At 48.0% G+C, this 21,133-nt stretch carries 18 protein-coding genes; 8 read left to right on the forward strand and 10 right to left on the reverse strand.

Annotated features, from left to right (window positions below; translation table 11 throughout):
• The first annotated feature begins 7 nt into the window (after positions 1-7).
• The 5 genes from rsxG (at position 8) to R4537_RS14305 (ending at position 3,056) form a co-directional block, all read left to right on the forward strand.
• Positions 8-637 (forward strand): electron transport complex subunit RsxG, encoded by a 630-nt coding sequence (gene rsxG / locus R4537_RS14285; protein ID WP_071178521.1) that lies wholly within the window; start codon positions 8-10, stop codon positions 635-637.
• A gap of 1 nt (position 638) precedes the next feature.
• Positions 639-1,331 carry an electron transport complex subunit E gene (locus R4537_RS14290; protein WP_001293888.1) on the forward strand — a complete coding sequence of 231 codons (693 nt, stop codon included), beginning with the start codon at positions 639-641 and terminating at the stop codon, positions 1,329-1,331.
• 26 nt (positions 1,332-1,357) lie between these two features.
• On the forward strand, positions 1,358-1,999 hold the full coding sequence (nth, locus tag R4537_RS14295; RefSeq protein ID WP_071178522.1) for an endonuclease III: 642 nt from the start codon (positions 1,358-1,360) through the stop codon (positions 1,997-1,999).
• 40 nt (positions 2,000-2,039) lie between these two features.
• Positions 2,040-2,456, forward strand: a complete 417-nt coding sequence (gene gloA, locus R4537_RS14300) for a lactoylglutathione lyase (RefSeq protein ID WP_071178523.1) — start codon at positions 2,040-2,042, stop codon at positions 2,454-2,456.
• A 162-nt stretch (positions 2,457-2,618) separates the two neighbouring features.
• Positions 2,619-3,056, forward strand: coding sequence for a DUF2753 domain-containing protein (locus tag R4537_RS14305; RefSeq protein ID WP_071178524.1), 438 nt, complete (start codon positions 2,619-2,621; stop codon positions 3,054-3,056).
• Between the two features lie 48 nt (positions 3,057-3,104).
• Here R4537_RS14305 and motY read toward each other — a convergent pair whose 3' ends face one another.
• Complete coding sequence (motY, locus tag R4537_RS14310) at positions 3,105-3,989, reverse strand: flagellar protein MotY (protein ID WP_001045950.1); 885 nt, start codon at positions 3,987-3,989, stop codon at positions 3,105-3,107.
• A gap of 72 nt (positions 3,990-4,061) precedes the next feature.
• Between motY and R4537_RS14315 the strand changes: the two genes are divergently transcribed.
• From R4537_RS14315 to R4537_RS14325, 3 genes are all read left to right on the forward strand, one after another.
• Positions 4,062-4,193 carry a hypothetical protein gene (locus R4537_RS14315; protein ID WP_001172782.1) on the forward strand — a complete coding sequence of 44 codons (132 nt, stop codon included), beginning with the start codon at positions 4,062-4,064 and terminating at the stop codon, positions 4,191-4,193.
• 69 nt (positions 4,194-4,262) lie between these two features.
• The gene (rnt, locus tag R4537_RS14320) at positions 4,263-4,937 is read left to right on the forward strand and encodes a ribonuclease T (protein WP_000130223.1); all 675 of its coding nucleotides are present in this window, start codon (positions 4,263-4,265) and stop codon (positions 4,935-4,937) included.
• A gap of 100 nt (positions 4,938-5,037) precedes the next feature.
• Positions 5,038-6,363, forward strand: a complete 1,326-nt coding sequence (locus R4537_RS14325; RefSeq protein WP_001880817.1) for a Na+/H+ antiporter family protein — start codon at positions 5,038-5,040, stop codon at positions 6,361-6,363.
• 126 nt (positions 6,364-6,489) lie between these two features.
• Here the strand turns inward: R4537_RS14325 and purF are convergent, their stop codons facing one another.
• The 9 genes from purF to nagE form a co-directional block, all read right to left on the reverse strand.
• Positions 6,490-8,004 carry an amidophosphoribosyltransferase gene (gene purF, locus R4537_RS14330; RefSeq protein WP_000334238.1) on the reverse strand — a complete coding sequence of 505 codons (1,515 nt, stop codon included), beginning with the start codon at positions 8,002-8,004 and terminating at the stop codon, positions 6,490-6,492.
• Positions 8,005-8,036: 32 nt separating this feature from the next.
• A complete protein-coding gene (locus R4537_RS14335; RefSeq protein ID WP_001104251.1) occupies positions 8,037-8,528 on the reverse strand; it encodes a CvpA family protein in 492 nt (163 codons plus the stop codon).
• Between the two features lie 62 nt (positions 8,529-8,590).
• On the reverse strand, positions 8,591-9,196 hold the full coding sequence (locus tag R4537_RS14340) for an SPOR domain-containing protein (protein ID WP_071178525.1): 606 nt from the start codon (positions 9,194-9,196) through the stop codon (positions 8,591-8,593).
• A complete protein-coding gene (gene folC / locus R4537_RS14345) occupies positions 9,186-10,463 on the reverse strand; it encodes a bifunctional tetrahydrofolate synthase/dihydrofolate synthase (protein WP_071178526.1) in 1,278 nt (425 codons plus the stop codon). Before folC ends, R4537_RS14340 begins: the two co-directional genes overlap by 11 nt.
• A gap of 44 nt (positions 10,464-10,507) precedes the next feature.
• Positions 10,508-11,434 (reverse strand): acetyl-CoA carboxylase, carboxyltransferase subunit beta, encoded by a 927-nt coding sequence (gene accD, locus R4537_RS14350; protein ID WP_000118596.1) that lies wholly within the window; start codon positions 11,432-11,434, stop codon positions 10,508-10,510.
• A gap of 173 nt (positions 11,435-11,607) precedes the next feature.
• Positions 11,608-12,402, reverse strand: coding sequence for a tRNA pseudouridine(38-40) synthase TruA (truA, locus tag R4537_RS14355; protein WP_001216990.1), 795 nt, complete (start codon positions 12,400-12,402; stop codon positions 11,608-11,610).
• 121 nt (positions 12,403-12,523) lie between these two features.
• Positions 12,524-16,939: a polar hub landmark protein HubP gene (hubP, locus tag R4537_RS14360; protein ID WP_338953910.1), complete on the reverse strand. Its 4,416-nt coding sequence runs from the start codon at positions 16,937-16,939 to the stop codon at positions 12,524-12,526.
• A gap of 476 nt (positions 16,940-17,415) precedes the next feature.
• Positions 17,416-19,086, reverse strand: a complete 1,671-nt coding sequence (glnS, locus tag R4537_RS14365) for a glutamine--tRNA ligase (RefSeq protein ID WP_001287115.1) — start codon at positions 19,084-19,086, stop codon at positions 17,416-17,418.
• 247 nt (positions 19,087-19,333) lie between these two features.
• On the reverse strand, positions 19,334-20,821 hold the full coding sequence (nagE, locus tag R4537_RS14370) for an N-acetylglucosamine-specific PTS transporter subunit IIBC (RefSeq protein ID WP_001961382.1): 1,488 nt from the start codon (positions 20,819-20,821) through the stop codon (positions 19,334-19,336).
• Between the last annotated feature and the right edge of the window lie 312 nt (positions 20,822-21,133).

Here is a 21,133-nt window from a genome sequence, read left to right on the forward strand (position 1 = left end):
GCGACTTATGCTGACAGCAATTCGAAAAAATGGCCTGATTCTCGCCGTCTTTGCCTGTGTTTCAACGGGTTTGGTGGCGCTGACTTACGCCCTCACCGCAGAGCAAATTCAACAACAAGAGCAAAAGCAGCTACTGCAGGTTCTCAACCAAGTGATCCCACATAAGTATCACGATAACCCTCTGGCGCAAGCCTGTACTTTAATCAATGATGCCAAGCTCGGTACAGCCAAAACCATGCATGCTTATCTGGCGCAACGTGACGGTCAGCCCACAGCCATTGCGATTGAGACCATTGCCCCCGATGGTTATAACGGTGAAATAAAATTGATCGTCGGGATCGCCAATAACGGCACCGTGCTTGGTGTGCGTGTGCTTGCCCACCAAGAAACACCGGGGCTAGGCGATAAGATTGATTTACGGATCAGTAATTGGGTATTAGGCTTTAACGGCCAACAAGTCACCGCCGATAATCAGGATGACTGGAAAGTACGTAAAGATGGCGGTCAGTTTGACCAATTTACGGGTGCAACCATTACTCCTCGTGCTGTCGTACTGGCGGTCAAAAAAGCCGTGGAGTATGTCAACCAACATCAACAACAGCTGCACCATCAGCCGAATCCGTGTGAGGGTCAATAACATGAGTGAAAACCGAACTCTGATGTTAAATGGCATGTGGAACAACAACCCAGCCTTAGTGCAATTACTGGGATTGTGTCCGCTGCTCGCCGTTTCCTCCACCGTGACCAATGCCCTCGGATTAGGCATCGCCACGCTTCTTGTACTCGTCGGCTCGAATGTCACCGTCTCTCTCGTGCGTGATTATGTGCCGAAAGAAGTCCGAATTCCGGTGTTCGTAATGATCATCGCTTCGCTGGTGACTTGCGTACAGTTACTGATGAACGCCTACGCTTATGGGCTTTATCTCTCACTCGGCATTTTTATTCCACTGATTGTGACCAACTGCATCATCATAGGTCGTGCTGAAGCGTTTGCCTCAAAAAATGATGTACTCCCAGCCGCGTTAGACGGATTTTGGATGGGATTGGGGATGACCTCAGTACTGGTTGTGCTCGGTTCACTGCGTGAAATCATCGGCAATGGCACGCTGTTCGATGGCGCGGACCTCCTACTCGGAGAATGGGCTAAAGTTCTACGCATCGAAGTGTTTCACTTTGACAGCGCCTTTTTGCTGGCACTGTTGCCCCCCGGAGCCTTCATCGGGGTGGGCTTTTTGATCGCCGCTAAAAGTGTGATTGATAAACAGATTGCCGCTCGCCAACCAAAACAACAAAAGCAAGCCATAGAGCGTGCACGCGTGACCAATGTCTAACCTGATCAAGGAAGCCAACCCGTCTAATGAATAACGCGAAACGGATTGAAATTTTAGAACGGCTGAGGGCTAACAACCCAAAACCCGAAACCGAATTAAACTGGAACTCCCCCTTTGAGTTGCTGATTGCGGTACTGCTCTCCGCGCAAGCGACCGATGTCAGCGTCAACAAAGCCACCGATAAACTTTATGCGGTGGCCAATACGCCACAAGCCATGCTTGATCTGAGTGTGGATGGCGTCAAAGAGTATATAAAAACCATTGGTTTATTTAACTCAAAAGCCGAAAACGTCATCAAAACTTGCCGTATTTTGCTGGAAAAACATCAAGGTGAAGTGCCGGAAGATCGTGAAGCATTAGAAGCGCTGCCCGGTGTTGGGCGTAAAACCGCCAATGTCGTGTTGAATACAGCCTTTGGCTGGCCGACTATTGCGGTCGATACGCACATCTTTCGCGTCTCCAATCGCACCAAATTTGCGGTCGGCAAAAACGTCGACGAAGTAGAGCACAAGCTACTCAAAGTCGTACCTAATGAGTTTAAACTCGATGTGCACCACTGGCTGATTCTACATGGCCGCTACACCTGTGTCGCGCGCAAACCACGTTGTGGCAGTTGCATTATAGAAGATCTTTGTGAATTCAAAGATAAAGTGTACCCAGAAAGCTAATTTCCCAAAAAACCGTTATCCGGAAAGTAAGGAGCTCTTAATGTCCAACCATCGTATTTTGCACACCATGCTACGCGTCGGCGATTTGGATAAATCGATCGAATTCTATACTCAAGTAATGGGTATGAACCTGCTGCGCAAAAATGAGAATACTGAGTACAAATACACCCTCGCCTTCTTAGGTTATGGTGATGAATCCCAAGGTGCGGTCATTGAACTGACCTACAACTGGGGCGTGGCGGACTATGAGAAAGGCAACGCATACGGCCATATCGCGATTGGGGTTGATGATATTTATGCGACTTGCGATACCATCAAAGCGGCGGGAGGCATTGTAACCCGTGAACCAGGCCCAGTGAAAGGCGGGACAACTCACATCGCTTTCGTGAAAGACCCTGATGGTTACATGATTGAGCTTATCCAAAACAAGCAAGCCTATGCAGGTCTTGAAGGCTAATCGCCGATTCTGATGCATGATGCCGTCTTATGGACGGCATTTTTTTGCGTGCTGTTCTTCCACCCTTTCTCTGCAATGCGTAATTCCCACACAATTCCTGTCATTTACATGATAATAATTATCAATTAATCTGAGACAACAGATAATCAAGGAGAAGGTGTGATGAATATAAAAGAGTGGGAAAGGCATACCCTATTAGCCGATATCGCTATGCAGGAGTCAGACCACCTGCGCAGCATTCTTCACTATCAACAAGCGCTCACCGTCAGCCAACAGTTGGATGAAAGTGAAGAGATTGAGATGGAAGATCGCATGATGATCTCGGTTATCTCTTGTCACAACATGGCCAAGTTTTGGCGCACCATGGGCGATAACCAATACGAGCTTAAATACCTACAACTGGCCTCAGAGCGCGTCCTCACGCTGATCCCTCAGTGCCATAAGCCAGGCTGTGAAGCTTTTGTTGACTCTTTAGGCTGTTGTCGTAAAGCGCTGCTCGATTTTATGAAGCGCCACCCCAATCCAGAGATCGCACGCATGGTGCAACATATAGATACCGCCTCGAAATGCGAGATTATTGCTCAGTTTCGCCTCAATTAACGGTATCCCCCAACCAATGCGCTCTACCAATTCAGGTGTGACTCGCTATCACACCTGAGTGCGGCCTAGTGAAATTACCACGCGGCGGTTTTTGTCTTTACCAATCGGCGAAGCGTTATCGGCAATCGGCCGACGTTTGCCATAGCCCTGCACTTGGATACGATCTTCCGGCAACCCGATCGATTGGAAATATTCGCGCAGCACCTCAGCCCGTTGTTCCGACAAATTTTGGCTATTGTTATTGGTGTCCGTTGAATCGGTGTAGGTGGAAACCAGCACTAAATCAATATCTTGGTTATAGCGTACATACTCAGCGATCTGTGCCAAACGCTTTTGTGACGCTTTATTCAGCTCAACACTGGTGCCTTGGTCGTAGTGTAAAATAGTAAACGATATATCTTCAAAGCTGTAAGGCAATAGCTTGGAAATACAGTCACTAAATTCACTATAGGGTTGCTGAAACAGCACTGAAGAGAGCGCAACCTCAATACGTTGATCGCGGCTTTGCCAATCTTGATAACTGAAGGTCGGGTAGCGCCCCTTTTCCAGTTCACTGAGTAACGACCACGCGGTTTGCCCACCGATATAACCATCAAACTGTTTGAAAAACTGCAAGTTAGTGATGCGATCTGCGCCTTCCCCCGGCCGCCAAACCGGAGGCATAGAGACTAGGCTGACATTACGGGTATCCCCCATTGGGCGACGCATTTTTAATTCAAAGTCGAGATTGATTTTCTTGCCAGCGCGAGACGAAAACTCGGCGTCACCATAGTTGGGGATCGGGTGCACAAGGCGGCATTCCAACGGAGTATTGGTTGCCATTTGCCACGTAGACTGTTGTGGTGTTGCCACATAACGCACTTCCAACGCCGAAGCGACGGACGCTGATAAGGTGCTTATGGCAAACAAACTTGTGATAACCCATTTATTCATAAATACTTTTTCTCACTACTGATACTGCATGCTCAGGCGATAATTTGCCGCCTGCGAGACTTGGTGGAGGTGATGCAAAAATCTAGCCAGCACGATACTGGCATGACGGTTCCCAAACAACTTGGTTGCCGCAAAACAGCCTTGAATGAATCCCTTTCAACCTTATCGCTTCTCTTTATTGAACAATTAATTGCCGCGATTTAGATAAGCTAGGTTTTGCTCCACCGCAGAATCTGCAATAATGCCAGCCTTATCACACAATTTAGAACCCGCATGACTGATAAAAATGACGCGCTAACCTTGAAAAAACGCTTTCGTGGCTATTTTCCTGTGGTTATCGATGTAGAGACCGCAGGATTCAATGCGCAAACCGATGCGCTTTTAGAAATTTGTGCTGTCACCTTGAGTATGGATGAAAACGGCGATTTACACCCAGCAAGTACTATCCATTTTCATGTCGAACCCTTTGAAGGCGCGAATCTCGAAAAAGCCGCACTAGAATTTACCGGCATTTACGATCCGTTTAGCCCACTAAGGGGTGCAGTGAGTGAAGATCATGCATTAAAAGAGATTTACAAACTGGTTCGCAAAGAACAAAAAGCGGCAGATTGCAGTCGCGCCATTATTGTGGCGCATAACGCGCATTTCGATCACAGTTTCGTGATGGCCGCGAGCGAACGTTGTAAATTAAAACGTGTTCCTTTCCATCCCTTTGCCACGTTTGACACGGCAACGCTAAGTGGTCTTGCTTTCGGGCAGACCGTGCTAGCCAAAGCCTGTAAAACTGCTGGGATGGAATTTGACAATCGCGAGGCACATTCCGCCTTGTATGATACCCAAAAAACTGCAGAGCTGTTCTGCACCATTGTCAACCAGTGGAAAGCTTTAGGTGGCTGGCCATTGGTCAATGATGATGAGGACAATAACAACGATGCCGATTTAGATTGAAGCTCGTTCTACCCATGAACCGCTTTAACCAATCAGGCCCATCCCTACCCTTCTTGCTTCTTCAAGTGGGCTGGGGAAACACAACATCCCGAGAAAAAATATGAATCCAGTAGTCATTTCCGTTTGTGTCATGCTGCTGCTAGCCCTGATGCGGGTGAACGTCGTGGTTGCTTTGACGTTCAGTGCCGTGGTCGGTGGTTTAGTCGCTGGTATGAGTTTGAATGAAACCGTTGCCGCATTTGAAAGCGGTTTGGGTGGTGGCGCCACGATCGCCCTGAGTTACGCCATGCTTGGCACCTTTGCAGTGGCCATTTCGAAATCGGGGATCACCGATTTACTGGCGCAAAGCGTGATTCGTCGCATTCACGGCCAAGAAAGCCACGCAGCATCAACCGGGTTAAAATACCTCGTACTCATCTCTTTGCTGTTGATGGCGATGGCTTCACAAAACGTCATCCCCGTCCACATTGCGTTTATCCCCATTTTGATCCCGCCGCTCCTGAGTGTTTTTGCGAAGCTGAAACTCGACCGTCGCTTAGTCGCCTGCGTCCTCACTTTTGGTTTGATCACACCTTACATGGTGCTTCCCGTCGGTTTTGGCGGCATTTTCCTCAACAACATTTTGCTAAAAAACCTGCATGAGAATGGTTTGGAAAGCATCACCGCAAGCCAAGTTCCCACAGCGATGATTTTGCCCGCTGCAGGGATGATTTTTGGTCTGCTGCTGGCGGTACTTTTTAGCTATCGCAAACCTCGTGAGTATCAAGAAACCGAATTGACCGTAGTGCAACAAGAAAGCTCGTCGATCAATAAACAGCATATTGCGATTGCGGGTGTCGGTATTGTGGCTGCATTAGCGGTGCAATTGTTGACGGGGTCTATGATCATCGGCGCACTAGCAGGCTTTATGGTATTCACTTTTGGGGGCGTGATTGCGTGGAAAGAGACGCATGATGTGTTCACAAGAGGCGTGCATATGATGGCGATGATTGGCTTTATCATGATTTCTGCGGCCGGTTTTGCCGCGGTGATGAAAGCCACTGGCGGCGTTGAAACACTGGTCACTTCGCTTTCCACCAGCATTGGTGACAATAAAGCTCTAGCAGCTCTGTTGATGTTAGTCGTAGGTTTGTTGGTGACTATGGGCATCGGCTCGTCATTCTCAACCATTCCGATCATCGCGACCATCTATGTTCCGCTGTGTCTCTCGTTTGGTTTCTCACCAATGGCCACCGTTGCTCTGGTCGGTACCGCCGCTGCGTTAGGAGATGCTGGCTCTCCTGCGTCCGACTCAACCTTAGGCCCAACATCCGGCCTCAATGCGGATGGTCAGCACGAGCATATTTGGGAAACCGTTGTGCCAACCTTTATTCACTACAACCTGCCACTCATTGTCTTCGGTTGGATTGCCGCCATGGTGCTGTAACCTTGGCTAACCGAGAGTAAACCATCACCTCATCCCCTCACCAAAGCGTAGCGGTCGTGAGGGGGGATAACGAAAAAGGCTTCCCACGGGAAGCCTTTTTGATGATTATCCGATCCCGTTTTTTACTTAAGCGCCTTCATTATGCAGCTCAAGGTTTGCCAGATCTTGTTGAATTTCACGTTGTACTTTTGCGTCATCACCGCGCATTGATTCGAGGAACTCCAAGTACTGCTGATCGATGTCACCGGTCACGTATTCACCATTAAAGACCGAAGCTTCAAACTTGATGATATCAGGGTTGCCACAACGAACCGCTTCCACCAAATCCTCTAAGGTTTGGAATATCAAGGCATCGGCACCAATCTGCTTACAGATAGCATCGTTATCACGACCATGAGCAATCAGCTCATTGGCACTTGGCATATCAATACCATACACGTTCGGGAAGCGAATCTCAGGGGCAGCAGAGACGATGTAGACTTTCTTTGCCCCAGAATCACGAGCCATCTCAATGATCTGCTCTGAGGTGGTGCCACGCACGATAGAATCATCCACCAGTAGTACGTTCTTGTCTTTAAACTCTGAGCGAATCGCATTAAGTTTACGGCGTACCGATTTCTTACGCTGTTGCTGGCCAGGCATGATAAAGGTTCGGCCAACGTAGCGGTTTTTGACAAAGCCTTGGCGGTATGGCTTATCAATCGCCTGTGCAATTTGTAGGGCGATATCACAAGAGGTTTCGGGAATTGGGATCACGACATCGATATCGAGATCGCTGTAATCGTTTTTGATGCGCTCACCTAAACGCTTACCCATCTCGACACGAGCGCTATAGACGGAAATCTTGTCGATAAACGAATCTGGGCGCGCAAAGTAGACAAATTCAAAAATACATGGGTTGAGTGCTGGATTATCGGCACACTGCTTGGTGTAGAGTTCCCCGTCAAAAGTGACATAAATCGCTTCGCCGGGCGCGACATCGCGTACAAAATCGAACCCGACCGCATCCAGTGCGACCGACTCAGAGGCAACCATATATTCGTGCTGACCATTGACTTCACGCTTACCGAGGCATAGTGGGCGAATACCGTATGGGTCACGAAACGCAATCATACCGTGGCCAATGATCATCGCCGCCACTGCATAAGCACCACGGATGGTACGGTGTACATTGCTGATCGCACGGAACACATCTTCGGCAGTAACATTGCCCTTTACCGTATCGATTTCATGAGCCAGTACGTTGAGCAGCACCTCTGAATCCGAGGTGGTATTTACATGACGACGGTCTTTTTCAAACAGCTTTTGACGCACTTGATTTGCGTTGGTCAGATTACCGTTGTGAGCAAGTGTGATACCGAAAGGGGAGTTAACATAGAAAGGTTGAGCTTCTGAGGCACTAGAACTGCCTGCGGTGGGGTAACGCACATGGCCGATCCCGACGTTGCCTTGCAGGCGTTGCATGTGTTTCGCTTCAAAGACATCCCTGACTAATCCGTTTGCCTTACGCAGACGAAAACGATTGCTTTCTATGGTACAAATACCCGCGGCATCTTGGCCACGATGCTGCAAGACCGTCAAAGCGTCATAAATTGACTGGTTTACAGGCGTTGTACCCACGATTCCAACAATACCACACATGTCATAATCCTCGATTTCAACCGTCTCCGGCGCTAAATCGCGCCAGAGAGAAAACTTGATGTTGCTTTTAGGTGTTCAAAGAACGGAGCAATAACGCGACTGAATTCAGGCACTAGCTGCGAGCTTTTCCACCACTCTGTGTTTGGAAATGCGGTAAACGCATCCATGAAGAACAGACCTGCTGCGACAATCAACACCCCGCGAAGTGCACCAAACACCACACCGAGAATTCTGTCGGTTCCTGAGAGTCCTGTTTTTTCGACCAGTTGGGCAATCACGTAGTTAACAATAGCACCGACGATCAATGTCGCCACAAACAGAGCCGCAATGGCCGCTCCGTTGCGAAACATGTCATCTTTAATGTTGGTGAAATACACCGCCAGTTTGGCGTAGTACTCCGAAGCGATATAAAACGCCCCAAACCAAATCACTAAAGACAAGGCTTCTTTGGCAAAGCCGCGAACAAGACTGATCAGCGCAGACAAGCCGATCACACTTAAAATGACAATATCTAACCAGTTCATGAGTTCTTACATCTTAAGTTGGCGCGCATTTTAACAGAAAAAAACGCGACGCAAACGTTTTCTTATGGGTTTAGTGGTTTAAATTTAAGCAATCGGCCTTTGGCGCCAGTAATCTTTTCCAATTCCACGAGTTGAGTTTCAAGCTTAGATTTTGAAACATCAGGGCCAATAATCACTCTGGTAAAATCATTCTCTTGCTTGACATGCGCTTGGTAACCACGTTTTTGTAAGTCAGCCACAAGATTGCGTGCATTATCGGCATTTTTCAGTGCCACCAACTGAATGATCCATGCGGAATCTTGGTATTCATTCGTTTCTGGAACCTCAGTTACCGTGACGGACACAGGCGGTTCTGCCACTTTGACCGGAGCGGTGTTTTTGGCCACAGTCGGTATCGGTGCCGGCGTTACTGGCGCAACACTGACTTGTTCATCCTGACCAGTTTGGGTGACAGAAACCGGCGCTTCAGGTAAGGCAACATCATCTTGCACAGGCTCCAGCACTTCGAACTTTTCTACCTCACCTTCCGGCTGCGGTTTAATTGGGACGCTGGCAATCTCTTCTTTAAAATGGGTTTTCTTACCATCAAGCACATCGGGCAGCACAATCACCCCGATTGCGACCAATACTATGGTGCCAACTAAACGGCTTTGAAATTTACTGGCCATTTATTCCCCTCGTTTTTTGCCAATGTTCAAGCACTTCACCTACCGTATGGAAAGAGCCAGCGACCACAATGACATCTTGTACCCCAGCCTGTGTCAACGCGGCTTCAAATGCCAACACAGGATTGGCATATTGAGTAATATCCGCAGGTAAATACTTACAGAGCTGCGCCGCCGTAGCCGCACGAGGGCCAGACAACGAAGCGGGATACCAATGCGTCACCGCCGGGCTTAACTCGACCACTGTTGAAGCAATATCTTTATCATGCAACATCCCAAACACCAGATGAATGGTGCGCTCTGGGTAGCGTTGTGTCAGTTGCTGAACCAGATAATGGGCTGAGTGCGGGTTATGCGCGACATCAAGCACTATCGTAGGTTGATGACTAATCACCTGCATTCGTCCTGCTAACTGGGCATTCCGTAGCCCATCCACGATATTAATATCGCTGATGGCAAGCCCAGAGCAACCAAGCGCCATTAAAGCCGTTGCCGCATTCGGTAACGGCAGAGATGGAATAGGAAGATCGGTCAATTCAAAGCGGCCACTACGCCAACTCCAAGTCGTTGCTGAGGTTTTCTCATAACTAAATTGGATTTCCACCTGATGCAGTTTGGCGCCGATATCATCGGCATGCGCAGCAACGGTTGCAGGTGGCTTAGGCTGCCCACAAATCGCTGGTTTTCCTGAACGGAAGATACCCGCTTTCTCATAACCAATCACAGCGATGTCATTGCCAAGCCAATCGGTATGATCGAGCGCTAAGCTGGTGATAACACTGATATCGTGATCGACAACGTTGGTCGCATCTAAACGGCCACCCAACCCCACTTCAAGCAGCAACACATCGACTTTCTGCTGCTCAAAAAGATAAAGTGCTGCGAGTGTACCGAATTCAAATAGGCTTAAGCTTATATCACCTCGCTCTTGCTCAATGTGCGCAAACGCTTGGGTGTGCATCTCATCGGCAAGATCTTGGCCATTGATGCGCACACGCTCGTTATAGCGAATCAAGTGCGGAGAACTGTATACGCCAACAGAATAACCCGCTTGCAACAGAATCGCTTCCATTAATGCACAGGTGGAACCTTTACCATTGGTGCCCGCAACCGTGATAACGGTGGGCGCTGGTTTGGTGAGTTTGGCTTTTTGAGCGACGGCTTGAACACGTTCTAGGCCGAGGTCAATGGCGGAAGTATGTATGTGGGCTAAATAATCAAGCCACACCGCGAGTGGAGATGTGGCTTGAGGAACAGGCTTTTGAGTCATCTAACGTACAACCATAGAATCCGTTGGTTTAGTTAGCGCTTACTTTACCCTTTTTTATTGGCTTCTGGTACCGCATAAGGCGCTTCATTTGGCGCGTCGTTCACAGAAACTACGAGAGGAGACGCTTGGCCAGTCATTTTCGCCAGTAAGCTAGCGACACGCTGACGCATGTCTCGGCGATCAACGATCATATCAATCGCACCATGCTCTAGCAGAAACTCACTGCGTTGGAAACCCTCCGGAAGCTCTTCACGTACGGTTTGCTCAATAACGCGACGACCAGCAAAACCGATCAATGCTTTGGGCTCACCGATATTAATATCGCCCAGCATCGCCAAACTCGCTGACACCCCGCCCATGGTTGGGTCGGTCATCACGGAAATGAAAGGCAAGCCTTTATCCGATAAACGCTCTAGCGCGGCACTGGTTTTCGCCATTTGCATCAGAGACATTAATGCCTCTTGCATACGCGCACCGCCGCTGGCGGAGAAACAGATTAATCCGCAGTTGTGTTCCATGGCCGCTTCAACCGCACGCACAAAACGAGCGCCAACCACAGAACCCATTGAGCCGCCCATAAAAGAGAACTCAAAGGCACACGCCACGACAGGAACACCAAGCACAGCACCTTTCATGACGACCAGAGCATCCTTCTCACCACTGGCTTTTTGCGCCGCAGCAAGACGCTCTTTGTAGCGTTTAGAATCTTTAAATTTCAGTTTGTCTTGTGGCTCTAGCTCTTCACCCAGCTCAACACGCTCACCTTGATCCAGAAACGTTTCCAAACGGCGGCGTGCTTTCATGCGCATGTGATGATCACACTTAGGACAAACTTCTAGGTTACGCTCCAACTCCGCGTAATAAAGCACTTGTTCACACGATGTACACTTAGTCCAAACGCCTTCTGGGATAGAGGCTTTGCGTGAACTGACGATGTTGCTTTTCTCTAAAATCTTTTCGAGCCAACTCATGGAAGACCTTTTACTCTCAATCTCCCGCCATCAGCAGGAGAGATAAATTCGACAAAAAATGCGTGTGGATTAAAACACAGAAAATGCCAACTGTAGACAAAAAACTGGTTGTACCTATTTCTACGCTTTAGCCAAAGCACAATATTGTTTATTTTTGAGTCAATTACTAGCTGTTAGTTCAAATTATCAGGCAAGAAAAGTGGCCCAATTGGCATTTCGGGCAACCCAAAATGGGCAGGGTAATCGACAGAAACCAAGTAGAGCCCCTCCGCTTTGGCCGTCGCCGCCGCTAAGGTGCGATCTTTTTGTGCCAATAACCATTGAATCCACTCTGGCTTCTGCTCACCACGCCCGACGGCTATCAAGCTACCCGTGATATTGCGTACCATATGATGCACGAACGCATTGGCTTTAATATCAATCACCACATAACGACCGTGACGCGTCACATTCAGATGCATGACATTACGCCAAGGACTACGGGACTGACAATGCACCGCACGAAATGAGGTGAAATCATTTTCCCCCAGCAAGTACTGTCCTGCTTGCTGCATTTTTTCAACATCCAGCTCGCCGTGGTAATGGCTGACACCAGAATTCAAAATCCCCGGGCGATAAACATGGTTGTAAATGACATAACGATAACGGCGTGCAGTGGCACTGAATCGTGCATGAAATTCATCAGGAACCGCCATCGCCCAACGTACTGCAATGTCCTTCGGCAAATTCGCGTTGGCTCCCATGGTCCAAGCGACCATCTGCCGTTCGGCGCTGGTATCAAAGTGCACCACTTGTCCAGTACCATGTACCCCCGCATCGGTTCGCCCAGCACACTGCACTTCCACTGGATGGTTGGCAATCTTACTCAGCGCCTTTTCTAACGCTTCTTGGACACTTTTGACTTCTCTCTGGCGCTGCCAACCGTAGTAGTGAGTCCCGTCATACTCAATACCTAACGCGATTCTCATGCTGTTTGTCTCAATAAAAATGGGTCGGGAAGTATAAACAGTTTGCCAGTAAATTTCTAATCACCACAAAAGTAAAAGGCAGCTAAGCTGCCTTTTAAAGTGTCGAGAGAGTTAGAGGGAGCTACACTCGCCCATTCAGCACATCGATCAGCCGTTTAGCTTGTTGGCGAATCTCATCATCGCCGTCAACAATCGCCTCTTCGAGCAGTTTAATCGCTCCTTTCTCATCGTTCATTTCAATGTAGATTTTGGCCAAATCCAGCTTACCTGCTGCTTCCGCACCACTATCCACATCAATGTCTCGAATATCGCCAATCACATCAGGGAACTCATCCAGACCCACATCAAGCTTAAGCTCCTCTTCATCAGGGTTTAAGCCTTGCTCTTCCGATTCTACCTGTGCCATGAGCTCGTCGATGGTCATGTAGCCGTCACGCTGTGGGTCGAAATCCAGCAAATCCTCTTGCGATCCCCAGTTTTCAGGCTTCGCTTGCGGCTCCGGTGTTTCACTCGCCCAAATCGCTTGCTCATCCTCAGGTACATCATCCGGCAACTGCGCTTGCTGATCTGGGGTTAGGTGGAAACCATTCCAGTCTTCGCCGCCCATTTGCAACATGGCATCAATATCCATGCCCGCGCTATCAATCGTTTTAGCATCAAGTGGACGATCAAAGCTAAACGGTTTTTCACCATCGGGATTATCACTCAGCCAATCGTGCAGCGCTTCTTCATCAAATGCCTTGTTAGCCAAAGATTGTGTCGGTGGTTCATCTTGAGTCGCATCCGAAAGTTCAGGCTGAACCTCGTCTGCTGCGCTTTCAACACTGGCCAGTAAATCCTCATCGGCAACCAGCGCATCACTTTCTGTCTCTTGTGCTAGCGTTTCTGTCTCATCACCGAGCTCTGGCTCAACTTCCGATTCAGCGGCAGGCTCTAACTGTGCATCTGCCAAGGCATCTTCTTCGGTGTACTCGGGTAAATCGAGCTCATCAAGCTCGGTAAAGGTTTCTTCCTCAGCTGGCTCACTTGCCAACTCCAACTCTGGCTCAACTTCCGATTCTGCGGCAGGCGCTAACTGCGCATCTGCCAAGGCATCTTCTTCGGTGTACTCAGGCAAATCGAGCTCATCAAGCTCGGTAAAGGCTTCTTCCTCGGCTGGCTCACTTGCTAACTCAAGCTCTGGCTCAACTTCCGATTCTGCGGCAGGCTCTAACTGTGCATCTGCCAAGGCATCTTCTTCGGTGTACTCAGGTAAATCGAGTTCATCAAGCTCGGTAAAGGTTTCTTCCTCAGCTGGCTCACTTGCCAACTCCAACTCTGGCTCAACTTCCGATTCTGCGGCAGGCGCTAACTGCGCATCTGCCAAGGCGTCTTCTTCGGTGTACTCAGGCAAATCGAGCTCATCAAGCTCGGTAAAGGCTTCTTCTTCGGCTGGCTCACTTGCCAGCTCAAGCTCTGACTCAACTTCCAATTCTGCGGCAGGCTCTAACTGCGCATCCGCCAAGGCATCTTCTTCGCTGTACTCAGGCAAATCGAGCTCATCAAGCTCGGTAAAGGCTTCTTCCTCAGCTGGCTCACTTGCCAGCTCAAGCTCTGACTCAACTTCCGATTCTGCGGCAGGCGCTAACTGCGCATCCGCCAAGGCATCTTCTTCGGTGTACTCAGGCAAATCGAGCTCATCAAGCTCGGTAAAGGCTTCTTCCTCAGCTGGCTCACTTGCCAGCTCAAGCTCTGGCTCAACTTCCGATTCTGCGGCAGGCTCTAACTGCGCATCCGCCAAGGCATCTTCTTCGGTGTACTCAGGCAAATCGAGCTCATTGAGCCCGGTAAAGGCTTCTTCCTCAGCTGGCTCACTTGCCAGCTCAAGCTCTGGCTCAACTTCCGATTCTGCGGCAGGCTCTAACTGCGCATCCGCCAAGGCATCTTCTTCGGTGTACTCGGGCAAATCGAGTTCATTAAGCTCGGTAAAGGCTTCTTCCTCTTCGAGATCGCTTGCCAACTCAAGCTCTGGCTCAACTTCCGATTCTGCGACAGGCTCTAACTGCGCATCCGCCAAGGCATCTTCTTCGGTGTACTCAGGCAAATCGAATTCATTAAGCGCAGTAAGGTCACTTTCATCACTAGATGCTTCTGCAGCCAACGGTTCCGACTCAGGCTCAATTTCGGTCTCAACTTGTTGTTCGTCGAATGCAGAAGACGGAGTGACTTCAGTCAATTGAGGCTCATCATTCTCTTCTGGCAGCTCCAAATCGTTAAGAGTGAGAGACTCCTCGATAGGCTGAGAAAGTGCGTCAGGGGCTAACGCATCATCAGACGTATCCACTGTATTTGATTGCGGCTGCGCAGCCAAATCTGCCGACAATTCATCCGCCGTTTCATTTGTGGCGGTAGTCTGCTCTGGCAAATCATCCTCAGCCGAAGATAACTCAAGCTCAGCATTACCCTCTAAAGTTGGTGAGGAGTCATCCTCATCAAATACCCAATCCTCATCTTGAGGAGTACCAAACTCATTGGCGGGTAGCGCACTTGGCTGCGGTAAGTCGTCTTCCAGACCACCTTCAATTTCAGGATTGAAATCAAAATCATCCGCTTGTGCGAAAGCCTCATTTTCATCGAGTACAGGTTCAAGTAACGGATCTTTTGCGGGTGCCGAGTTGAGTAAATCGTCAATGAAGGTATCGCTATTAAACTCATCTTCGGTTGCCAACTCTGAGATTAATTCGGCTGACTCTGGATGCTGCTCAATTTCAAGCAACTCATCAAAAAGCTCAGTACCATCTTCTACGCTGAGTTTTTCCGGTGCCACTGAGAATTCTGTCGCTTCGATGGATTCATCATCCAAGTCCAGATCATCCAGTAATTCATCCAAAAGCTCAGTGCTGTTTTGGTCAATTTCAAGCTCAGCGGCAAGCTCTTCGGGCACGGGTTCCCCCAACACCTCATTGAGTAACTGGGTGCTGTCTTCCTCTAAATCTAAAATGGACTCATCAGGTTGAAGAAGATCCGCTGTTTGGGCATCAAACTCATCGTTTTCTGGCTTATCAAAATCATCCAACAACTCATCTAAAAGCTCGGTACTCTCTTCACTCAGAGGAGCATCTTGTTCAGCGAGTATTTCATCAAGTAATGCCGTTTCATCTATCGCTTTGGCTTCAAGTTGCTCAAGGTCAGCTTGCTCTTCGATAGAGGCAAACAGGTCATCCAAATCTTGGTCACCCGCTACGCCTGCACCACTAAGATCAAATTCGTCATTATCCACTTCACTGAGCGACGCCAGCTCATCATTGAGTAGCGTATCTAGGGTTTCAATATCTTGGAGAGCAGGCTCCTCATCCAAAGCATCGAGTTCACTGGCGAGTAAGTCATCCAGCAGCGATTGATCCACTTTGCCATCGCTAAGCAGCTCATTCTCTTCATCACCGGATAACAGCGCTTCGATGTCATCCTCCGACATTTGATTTTCATCAGCCAAGTCAAAAGAATTCAGATCATCGTTGTCGGTTGGTTCGCTAACATCATTTAGCGCACGCTCCATCTCCTCAAGTCCGAGCGCTTTATCATCAGCGTTAACAGAAATACCGTTGGCACTTTCATTCAGAGCATCGAACTCGGTATCGAGATCGCCATCATCATCAATACCTACAAACAGATCATCGCTGTCCTGTCCATCAAGATTGAAATCAAGATCGGTTTCGTTCAGATCGGCGAACACGTCGTCTTCATCTGAGAACACTTTCTCAGCTTCATTTTCTTCTTTGTCGTCGGTGGTGCTGAAGAGGTCATCATCCAGCAGCAGATCATCGCCAATATCTTCTGTCTGTTCTGGACCTAAAGTGACAGGCGCCGCTGTTGGCATTTCAGAAGTGATATTGTTTTGCGTTGGATTTTCTTGCTGAGCACTTGATCGGCGGTTAAGCAGCAGAAGCACTACGATAGCAATCAGCAGACCTGGGATTAGCGCTAACAGCGCCACTAACCAGCCATTAGAAAGCAAATTATCTAAAGCCGATGGCGCAAGACGCGAGGCTTCTTCCGCTTTACGGCGCTCTTCTTCCAACAATTTCTCAACTTCACTACGGATGCGGTTTTCATCACCCAGCTCCTGTTTGAGAGAGCTGACTTCCGATTGCACTTGCGAAAGCATCAGGCGCAAAGTGTGGTTCTTCTCTTCCAGAGCCATCACGTCAACATTTGTCGATTGGCTTGGTTTGACAGTAGGTTTTAACTCCGTAGGCGCTTTCTCTTGCGGCGCGGTCGTAGGGGTGACTTGAGGTGGCGTTTGCGCGACCGCTTCTACTTTTGGCGTTACAACAGGCGCCGGACGTGGCTGAGCCACAGGCCTCACTGGTGTAACGGGTGTTTGGTTTAATTTTGCTTGGTGAGACGCCATGATGTTGACTGCGTCTTTAGTACTATTGCGACTGATTTGTGCCAGTGACGGAACACGTAGAGTACTACCTGGGATCAGAGTGTGAATATTCTGATTTTCAAACGCCTGAGGATTGAGCTGATAAATGGCTAATAACGTTTGTTGCACCGTGACACTGGGCGAAGGCCGTAACTGACTGGCTATCGACCACAAAGTCTGGTTAGCCGACGTAGGCCCAAAAAATCGACCAGGTTCATTATTAGCCACATTGCGGACAATATTTTCACTATATTGGGGCGTGGGTTGCACTTGGCCATCAGGGCCAACAAGACGAATGCTTTCTGCACTGACGAAAGAAGTCTGAGTCACGACCATCGCTGCCAGTGGCAACAGGAATCGTTGGAAAAATCGACGCATAAAAGGCTCAGTATGTGCTTTGAATTTTGAAGTACGGAGATTGGTTAAATATATCGGATCCACCTAGCAAAACTATAGACTGGCTGGCAAAAAATGTGTCACGACCGGAATAATCGCAGGAATCTCACACAAATTTCAGTCCTAGCGTGAGGCAGCACCATTTTCTCCACGCCTAAAAACAAAGCCAGCACGTTGGCTGGCTTTGCATTTTACTCTCGTTTTTCGGCTTACTCTTCGTCGATTTTGGCGAAACTATCGCGCAAACCAACAGTGCGGTTGAAGACCAAAGCCTGCGGGCTAGAATCTTTGTTATCGGCACAGAAATAGCCCATACGCTCAAACTGATAACCAAATTCAGGTTTTGCTTCGACTAAACTTGGCTCAACATAACCTTGAACTTTTACCAGAGATTCTGGGTTAATGGTTTCGGCAAAGTTATCCGCCGCACCTGGATTGGGTACAGTGAACAGACGCTCGTAGAGACGAAACTCCGCAGGAACGCCTTTTTCAGCAGATACCCAGTGAATAACACCTTTCACTTTACGGCCATCGGCTGGGTTTTTACCCAAGGTTTCAGGATCGTAAGAACAGAAGATCGTAGTGATATTACCTTGTTCATCTTTTTCTATGCGCTCAGCTTTGATGACGTAAGCACCACGCAGACGCACTTCTTTGCCTAACACCAAACGCTTGTATTTCTTGTTGGCTTCTTCGCGGAAATCTTCGCGTTCAATCCACAACTCACGGGTAAATGGCACTTCGCGATCGCCCATCTCAGGTTTGTTCGGATGGTTAGCCAGCGTCAAGGTTTCCACTGTGCCTGCGGCGAAGTTCTCAATCACCAGTTTAACCGGATCCAGAACGGCCATCGCACGTGGTGCATTTTCGTTAAGATCATCACGAATACAAGACTCTAATGCACTGTATTCAATCATGTTTTCTTGCTTAGTCACACCAATGCGCTTACAGAATTCACGAATAGCACTCGGCGTGAAGCCACGACGACGCAGGCCTGAAATGGTCGGCATACGTGGGTCATCCCAACCTGTGACCAATTTTTCGGTCACTAGCTGGTTCAGTTTACGCTTAGACATCACGGTATATTCGAGATTTAAGCGGCTGAATTCATACTGGCGTGGATGGCATGGAATCGTGATGTTATCAAGAACCCAATCATACAGACGGCGGTTGTCTTGGAATTCCAAAGTACAAATAGAGTGCGTAATGCCTTCGAGCGCATCAGAAATACAGTGTGTGAAATCGTACATCGGATAGATGCACCACTTGTCACCCGTTTGGTGGTGCTCAGCAAAACGCACACGGTACAAAACAGGATCACGCATCACGATAAAAGATGATGCCATATCGATTTTTGCACGCAGACAAGCTTGACCTTCTGCAAATTCACCTGCACGCATTTTTTCAAACAACGCTAGGTTTTCTTCTACGCTACGATCGCGGTATGGGCTGTGCTTACCAGGCTCAGTTAGAGTGCCACGGTATTCACGAATTTGCTCAGGCGTCAGTTCATCCACATACGCCAAGCCTTTTTGAATCAGCTCAATCGCGTATTCATACAACTTGTCAAAATAGTCAGAGGAGTAACACACCTCTCCCGACCAATCAAAACCTAGCCAAGTCACATCTTTTTTGATCGACTCAACATATTCAAGGTTCTCTTTTTCTGGGTTTGTATCATCAAAGCGCAGGTTGCACTGCCCTTGATAATCCTGAGCAATACCGAAATTCAGACAGATTGACTTGGCGTGACCGATGTGCAGGTAGCCATTCGGCTCCGGCGGGAAACGAGTATGCACGGTCGTGTGTTTACCATCCGCAAGATCTTTATCGATAATTTGGCGGATGAAGTTCGATGGACGAGCCTCAGCTTCACTCATCTATAGCACCTCAAAATTCATTTAGTATTGTCAGAAAGCGTTTCTGCTTCTTGTACCATCAAGGCTAGAAAACAGAAAATATTGCCGCTAATCATCCACAATTCTTGCAGTGGGCACAATAAAAACTATGGATTTCTTGTGATTATTTCTACGGTTCGATGCTTATATCGCCACTTCTCAAACGGGAAATAAGTAAAAAGCCTTCGCTTTCGCGAAGGCTTTGATTCAGGCTAGGGTTTAAACTCGATTAAGGCAGTTTAACGTCAGAAAGATCTTCTTTCGGGCTGATGGCTTTCATTTCACCCGCGACGATTTCTGCTAGAGGGCCAAGGATAACTTGCAAGTTATTAGTCCCCAGCTTAACAACTCCCATTGCACCTAATGTTTTCAGCGTTTTCTCATCGATCACACTCATATCATTAACTGATAGACGTAAACGAGTGATACAAGCATCAATGTTAGACAAGTTGTCATGACCACCAAGGGCTTTAAGATATTGTTTAGCTAGCTCAGAGGACTCTTTCGCACCTGATACTTGATTATCGCTATCATCGTCTTCACGACCTGGTGTTTTTAGACCAAATTTCAAAATCGCCGTGCGGAAAATCACATAGTAAAGTACAAAGAATACTAAGCCTTGTAAGATCAGCATGTACCAGTTAACTGCCAACGGGTTGCGTGATGACAACACCATATCAACAAGACCTGCAGAGAAACCGAAGCCGGCAATCCACTGCATAGAAGCAGCGATAAATACTGAAAGACCAGTCAATACCGCATGCAATACATATAGTGCTGGAGCAAGGAACATAAATGAAAATTCAAGTGGTTCCGTGACACCAGTAAAGAACGAAGCAAAACCAGCTGCAATCATAATTGAAGCGACTTTCTCTTTATTCTTGGCTGTAGATGTATGATAAATGGCAAGCGCGGCACCAGGTAGGCCAAACATCATAATAGGGAAGAAACCTGCTTGATACATCCCGGTCACGCCTGGGATACCTGTACCTTCAGCAATCGATTTGGCTCCACCCAAGAAATTAGGAATATCATTAATGCCAGCTACGTCAAACCAGAACACAGAGTTAAGAGCGTGATGTAGACCGACTGGGATAAGCAAGCGGTTAAAGAAAGCGTAAATACCAGCACCGACTGAACCTAGCCCTTGAATTGACTCACCAAATGCAACTAAACCACCATAAACATGTGGCCATACGTACATAAGAATGAAAGCAATGAAAATACCTGCAAAAGAGGTCAAGATTGGGACAAGACGCTTACCAGAGAAGAATGCAAGTGCTTTGTGAAGTTCGACAGTAGAGAAACGGTTATAAATTTCAGCTGATACAATACCAACCAAGATACCGACAAATTGGTTGTTAATTTTGCCAAATGCAGCAGGAACCGCGCTCGGGTCGATACCTTGAATCTGAGCTACCGCTCCAGGAGATAATAATGTTGTAACGACTAAGAATCCAACAAAACCAGACAGCGCAGCAGCACCATCCTTATCTTTAGACATACCGTAAGCGACACCAACAGCAAACAGTACCGACATGTTATCAATAATGGCTGCACCCGCTTTGATCAAGAAGGCGGCCAAAGCACTGTTGGCTCCCCAACCATTGGGGTCGATCCAATAACCAATGCCCATGAGTATTGCAGCGGCAGGCAAGGTAGCAACAGGTACCATCAATGCCTTACCTACTTTCTGGAAGTATCCAAGAATATTCACCTTAAGTTCCCCCTATAGGATTTTTGTATAGTATTGAGAGACTTTTTTTAGTCTCCCAATTTAGTCCTGGTCAGTTTATGACATTAATTTTGCTCCGCAAATTAAAACCTCATCATTTGTGATCCTAATCACCCGTAGTTCTAAGAACGAAATGATTTTGCTAGCCAGATCATAAAACTTATTTTATGATGTAAAAAAACAACTTTTGGACGCTAATATTACAGCGTTTGTTGGTCAGACAGTCACCGTGTTACACTCGTTAACATAGTGCATTTCTCCTAATGCCCTTAGGTTAAGCACCGCGAAGAGTGG

The organism is Vibrio paracholerae, assembly GCF_037672085.1.
GTDB classification, from domain to species: Bacteria; Pseudomonadota; Gammaproteobacteria; order Enterobacterales; family Vibrionaceae; genus Vibrio; species Vibrio cholerae.

Coding starts and splice junctions, on each gene's coding strand:
- R4537_RS14340 (WP_071178525.1), bottom strand. CDS start 9,196: ATGGCCAGTAAATTTCAAAGCCGTTTAGTTGGCACCATAGTATTGGTC.
- nth (WP_071178522.1), top strand. CDS start 1,358: ATGAATAACGCGAAACGGATTGAAATTTTAGAACGGCTGAGGGCTAAC.
- purF (WP_000334238.1), bottom strand. CDS start 8,004: ATGTGTGGTATTGTTGGAATCGTGGGTACAACGCCTGTAAACCAGTCA.
- R4537_RS14305 (WP_071178524.1), top strand. CDS start 2,619: ATGAATATAAAAGAGTGGGAAAGGCATACCCTATTAGCCGATATCGCT.
- gloA (WP_071178523.1), top strand. CDS start 2,040: ATGTCCAACCATCGTATTTTGCACACCATGCTACGCGTCGGCGATTTG.
- truA (WP_001216990.1), bottom strand. CDS start 12,402: ATGAGAATCGCGTTAGGTATTGAGTATGACGGGACTCACTACTACGGT.
- accD (WP_000118596.1), bottom strand. CDS start 11,434: ATGAGTTGGCTCGAAAAGATTTTAGAGAAAAGCAACATCGTCAGTTCA.
- glnS (WP_001287115.1), bottom strand. CDS start 19,086: ATGAGTGAAGCTGAGGCTCGTCCATCGAACTTCATCCGCCAAATTATC.
- rnt (WP_000130223.1), top strand. CDS start 4,263: ATGACTGATAAAAATGACGCGCTAACCTTGAAAAAACGCTTTCGTGGC.
- R4537_RS14290 (WP_001293888.1), top strand. CDS start 639: ATGAGTGAAAACCGAACTCTGATGTTAAATGGCATGTGGAACAACAAC.
- motY (WP_001045950.1), bottom strand. CDS start 3,989: ATGAATAAATGGGTTATCACAAGTTTGTTTGCCATAAGCACCTTATCA.
- R4537_RS14315 (WP_001172782.1), top strand. CDS start 4,062: ATGCAAAAATCTAGCCAGCACGATACTGGCATGACGGTTCCCAAACAA.
- R4537_RS14325 (WP_001880817.1), top strand. CDS start 5,038: ATGAATCCAGTAGTCATTTCCGTTTGTGTCATGCTGCTGCTAGCCCTG.
- folC (WP_071178526.1), bottom strand. CDS start 10,463: ATGACTCAAAAGCCTGTTCCTCAAGCCACATCTCCACTCGCGGTGTGG.
- rsxG (WP_071178521.1), top strand. CDS start 8: ATGCTGACAGCAATTCGAAAAAATGGCCTGATTCTCGCCGTCTTTGCC.
- R4537_RS14335 (WP_001104251.1), bottom strand. CDS start 8,528: ATGAACTGGTTAGATATTGTCATTTTAAGTGTGATCGGCTTGTCTGCG.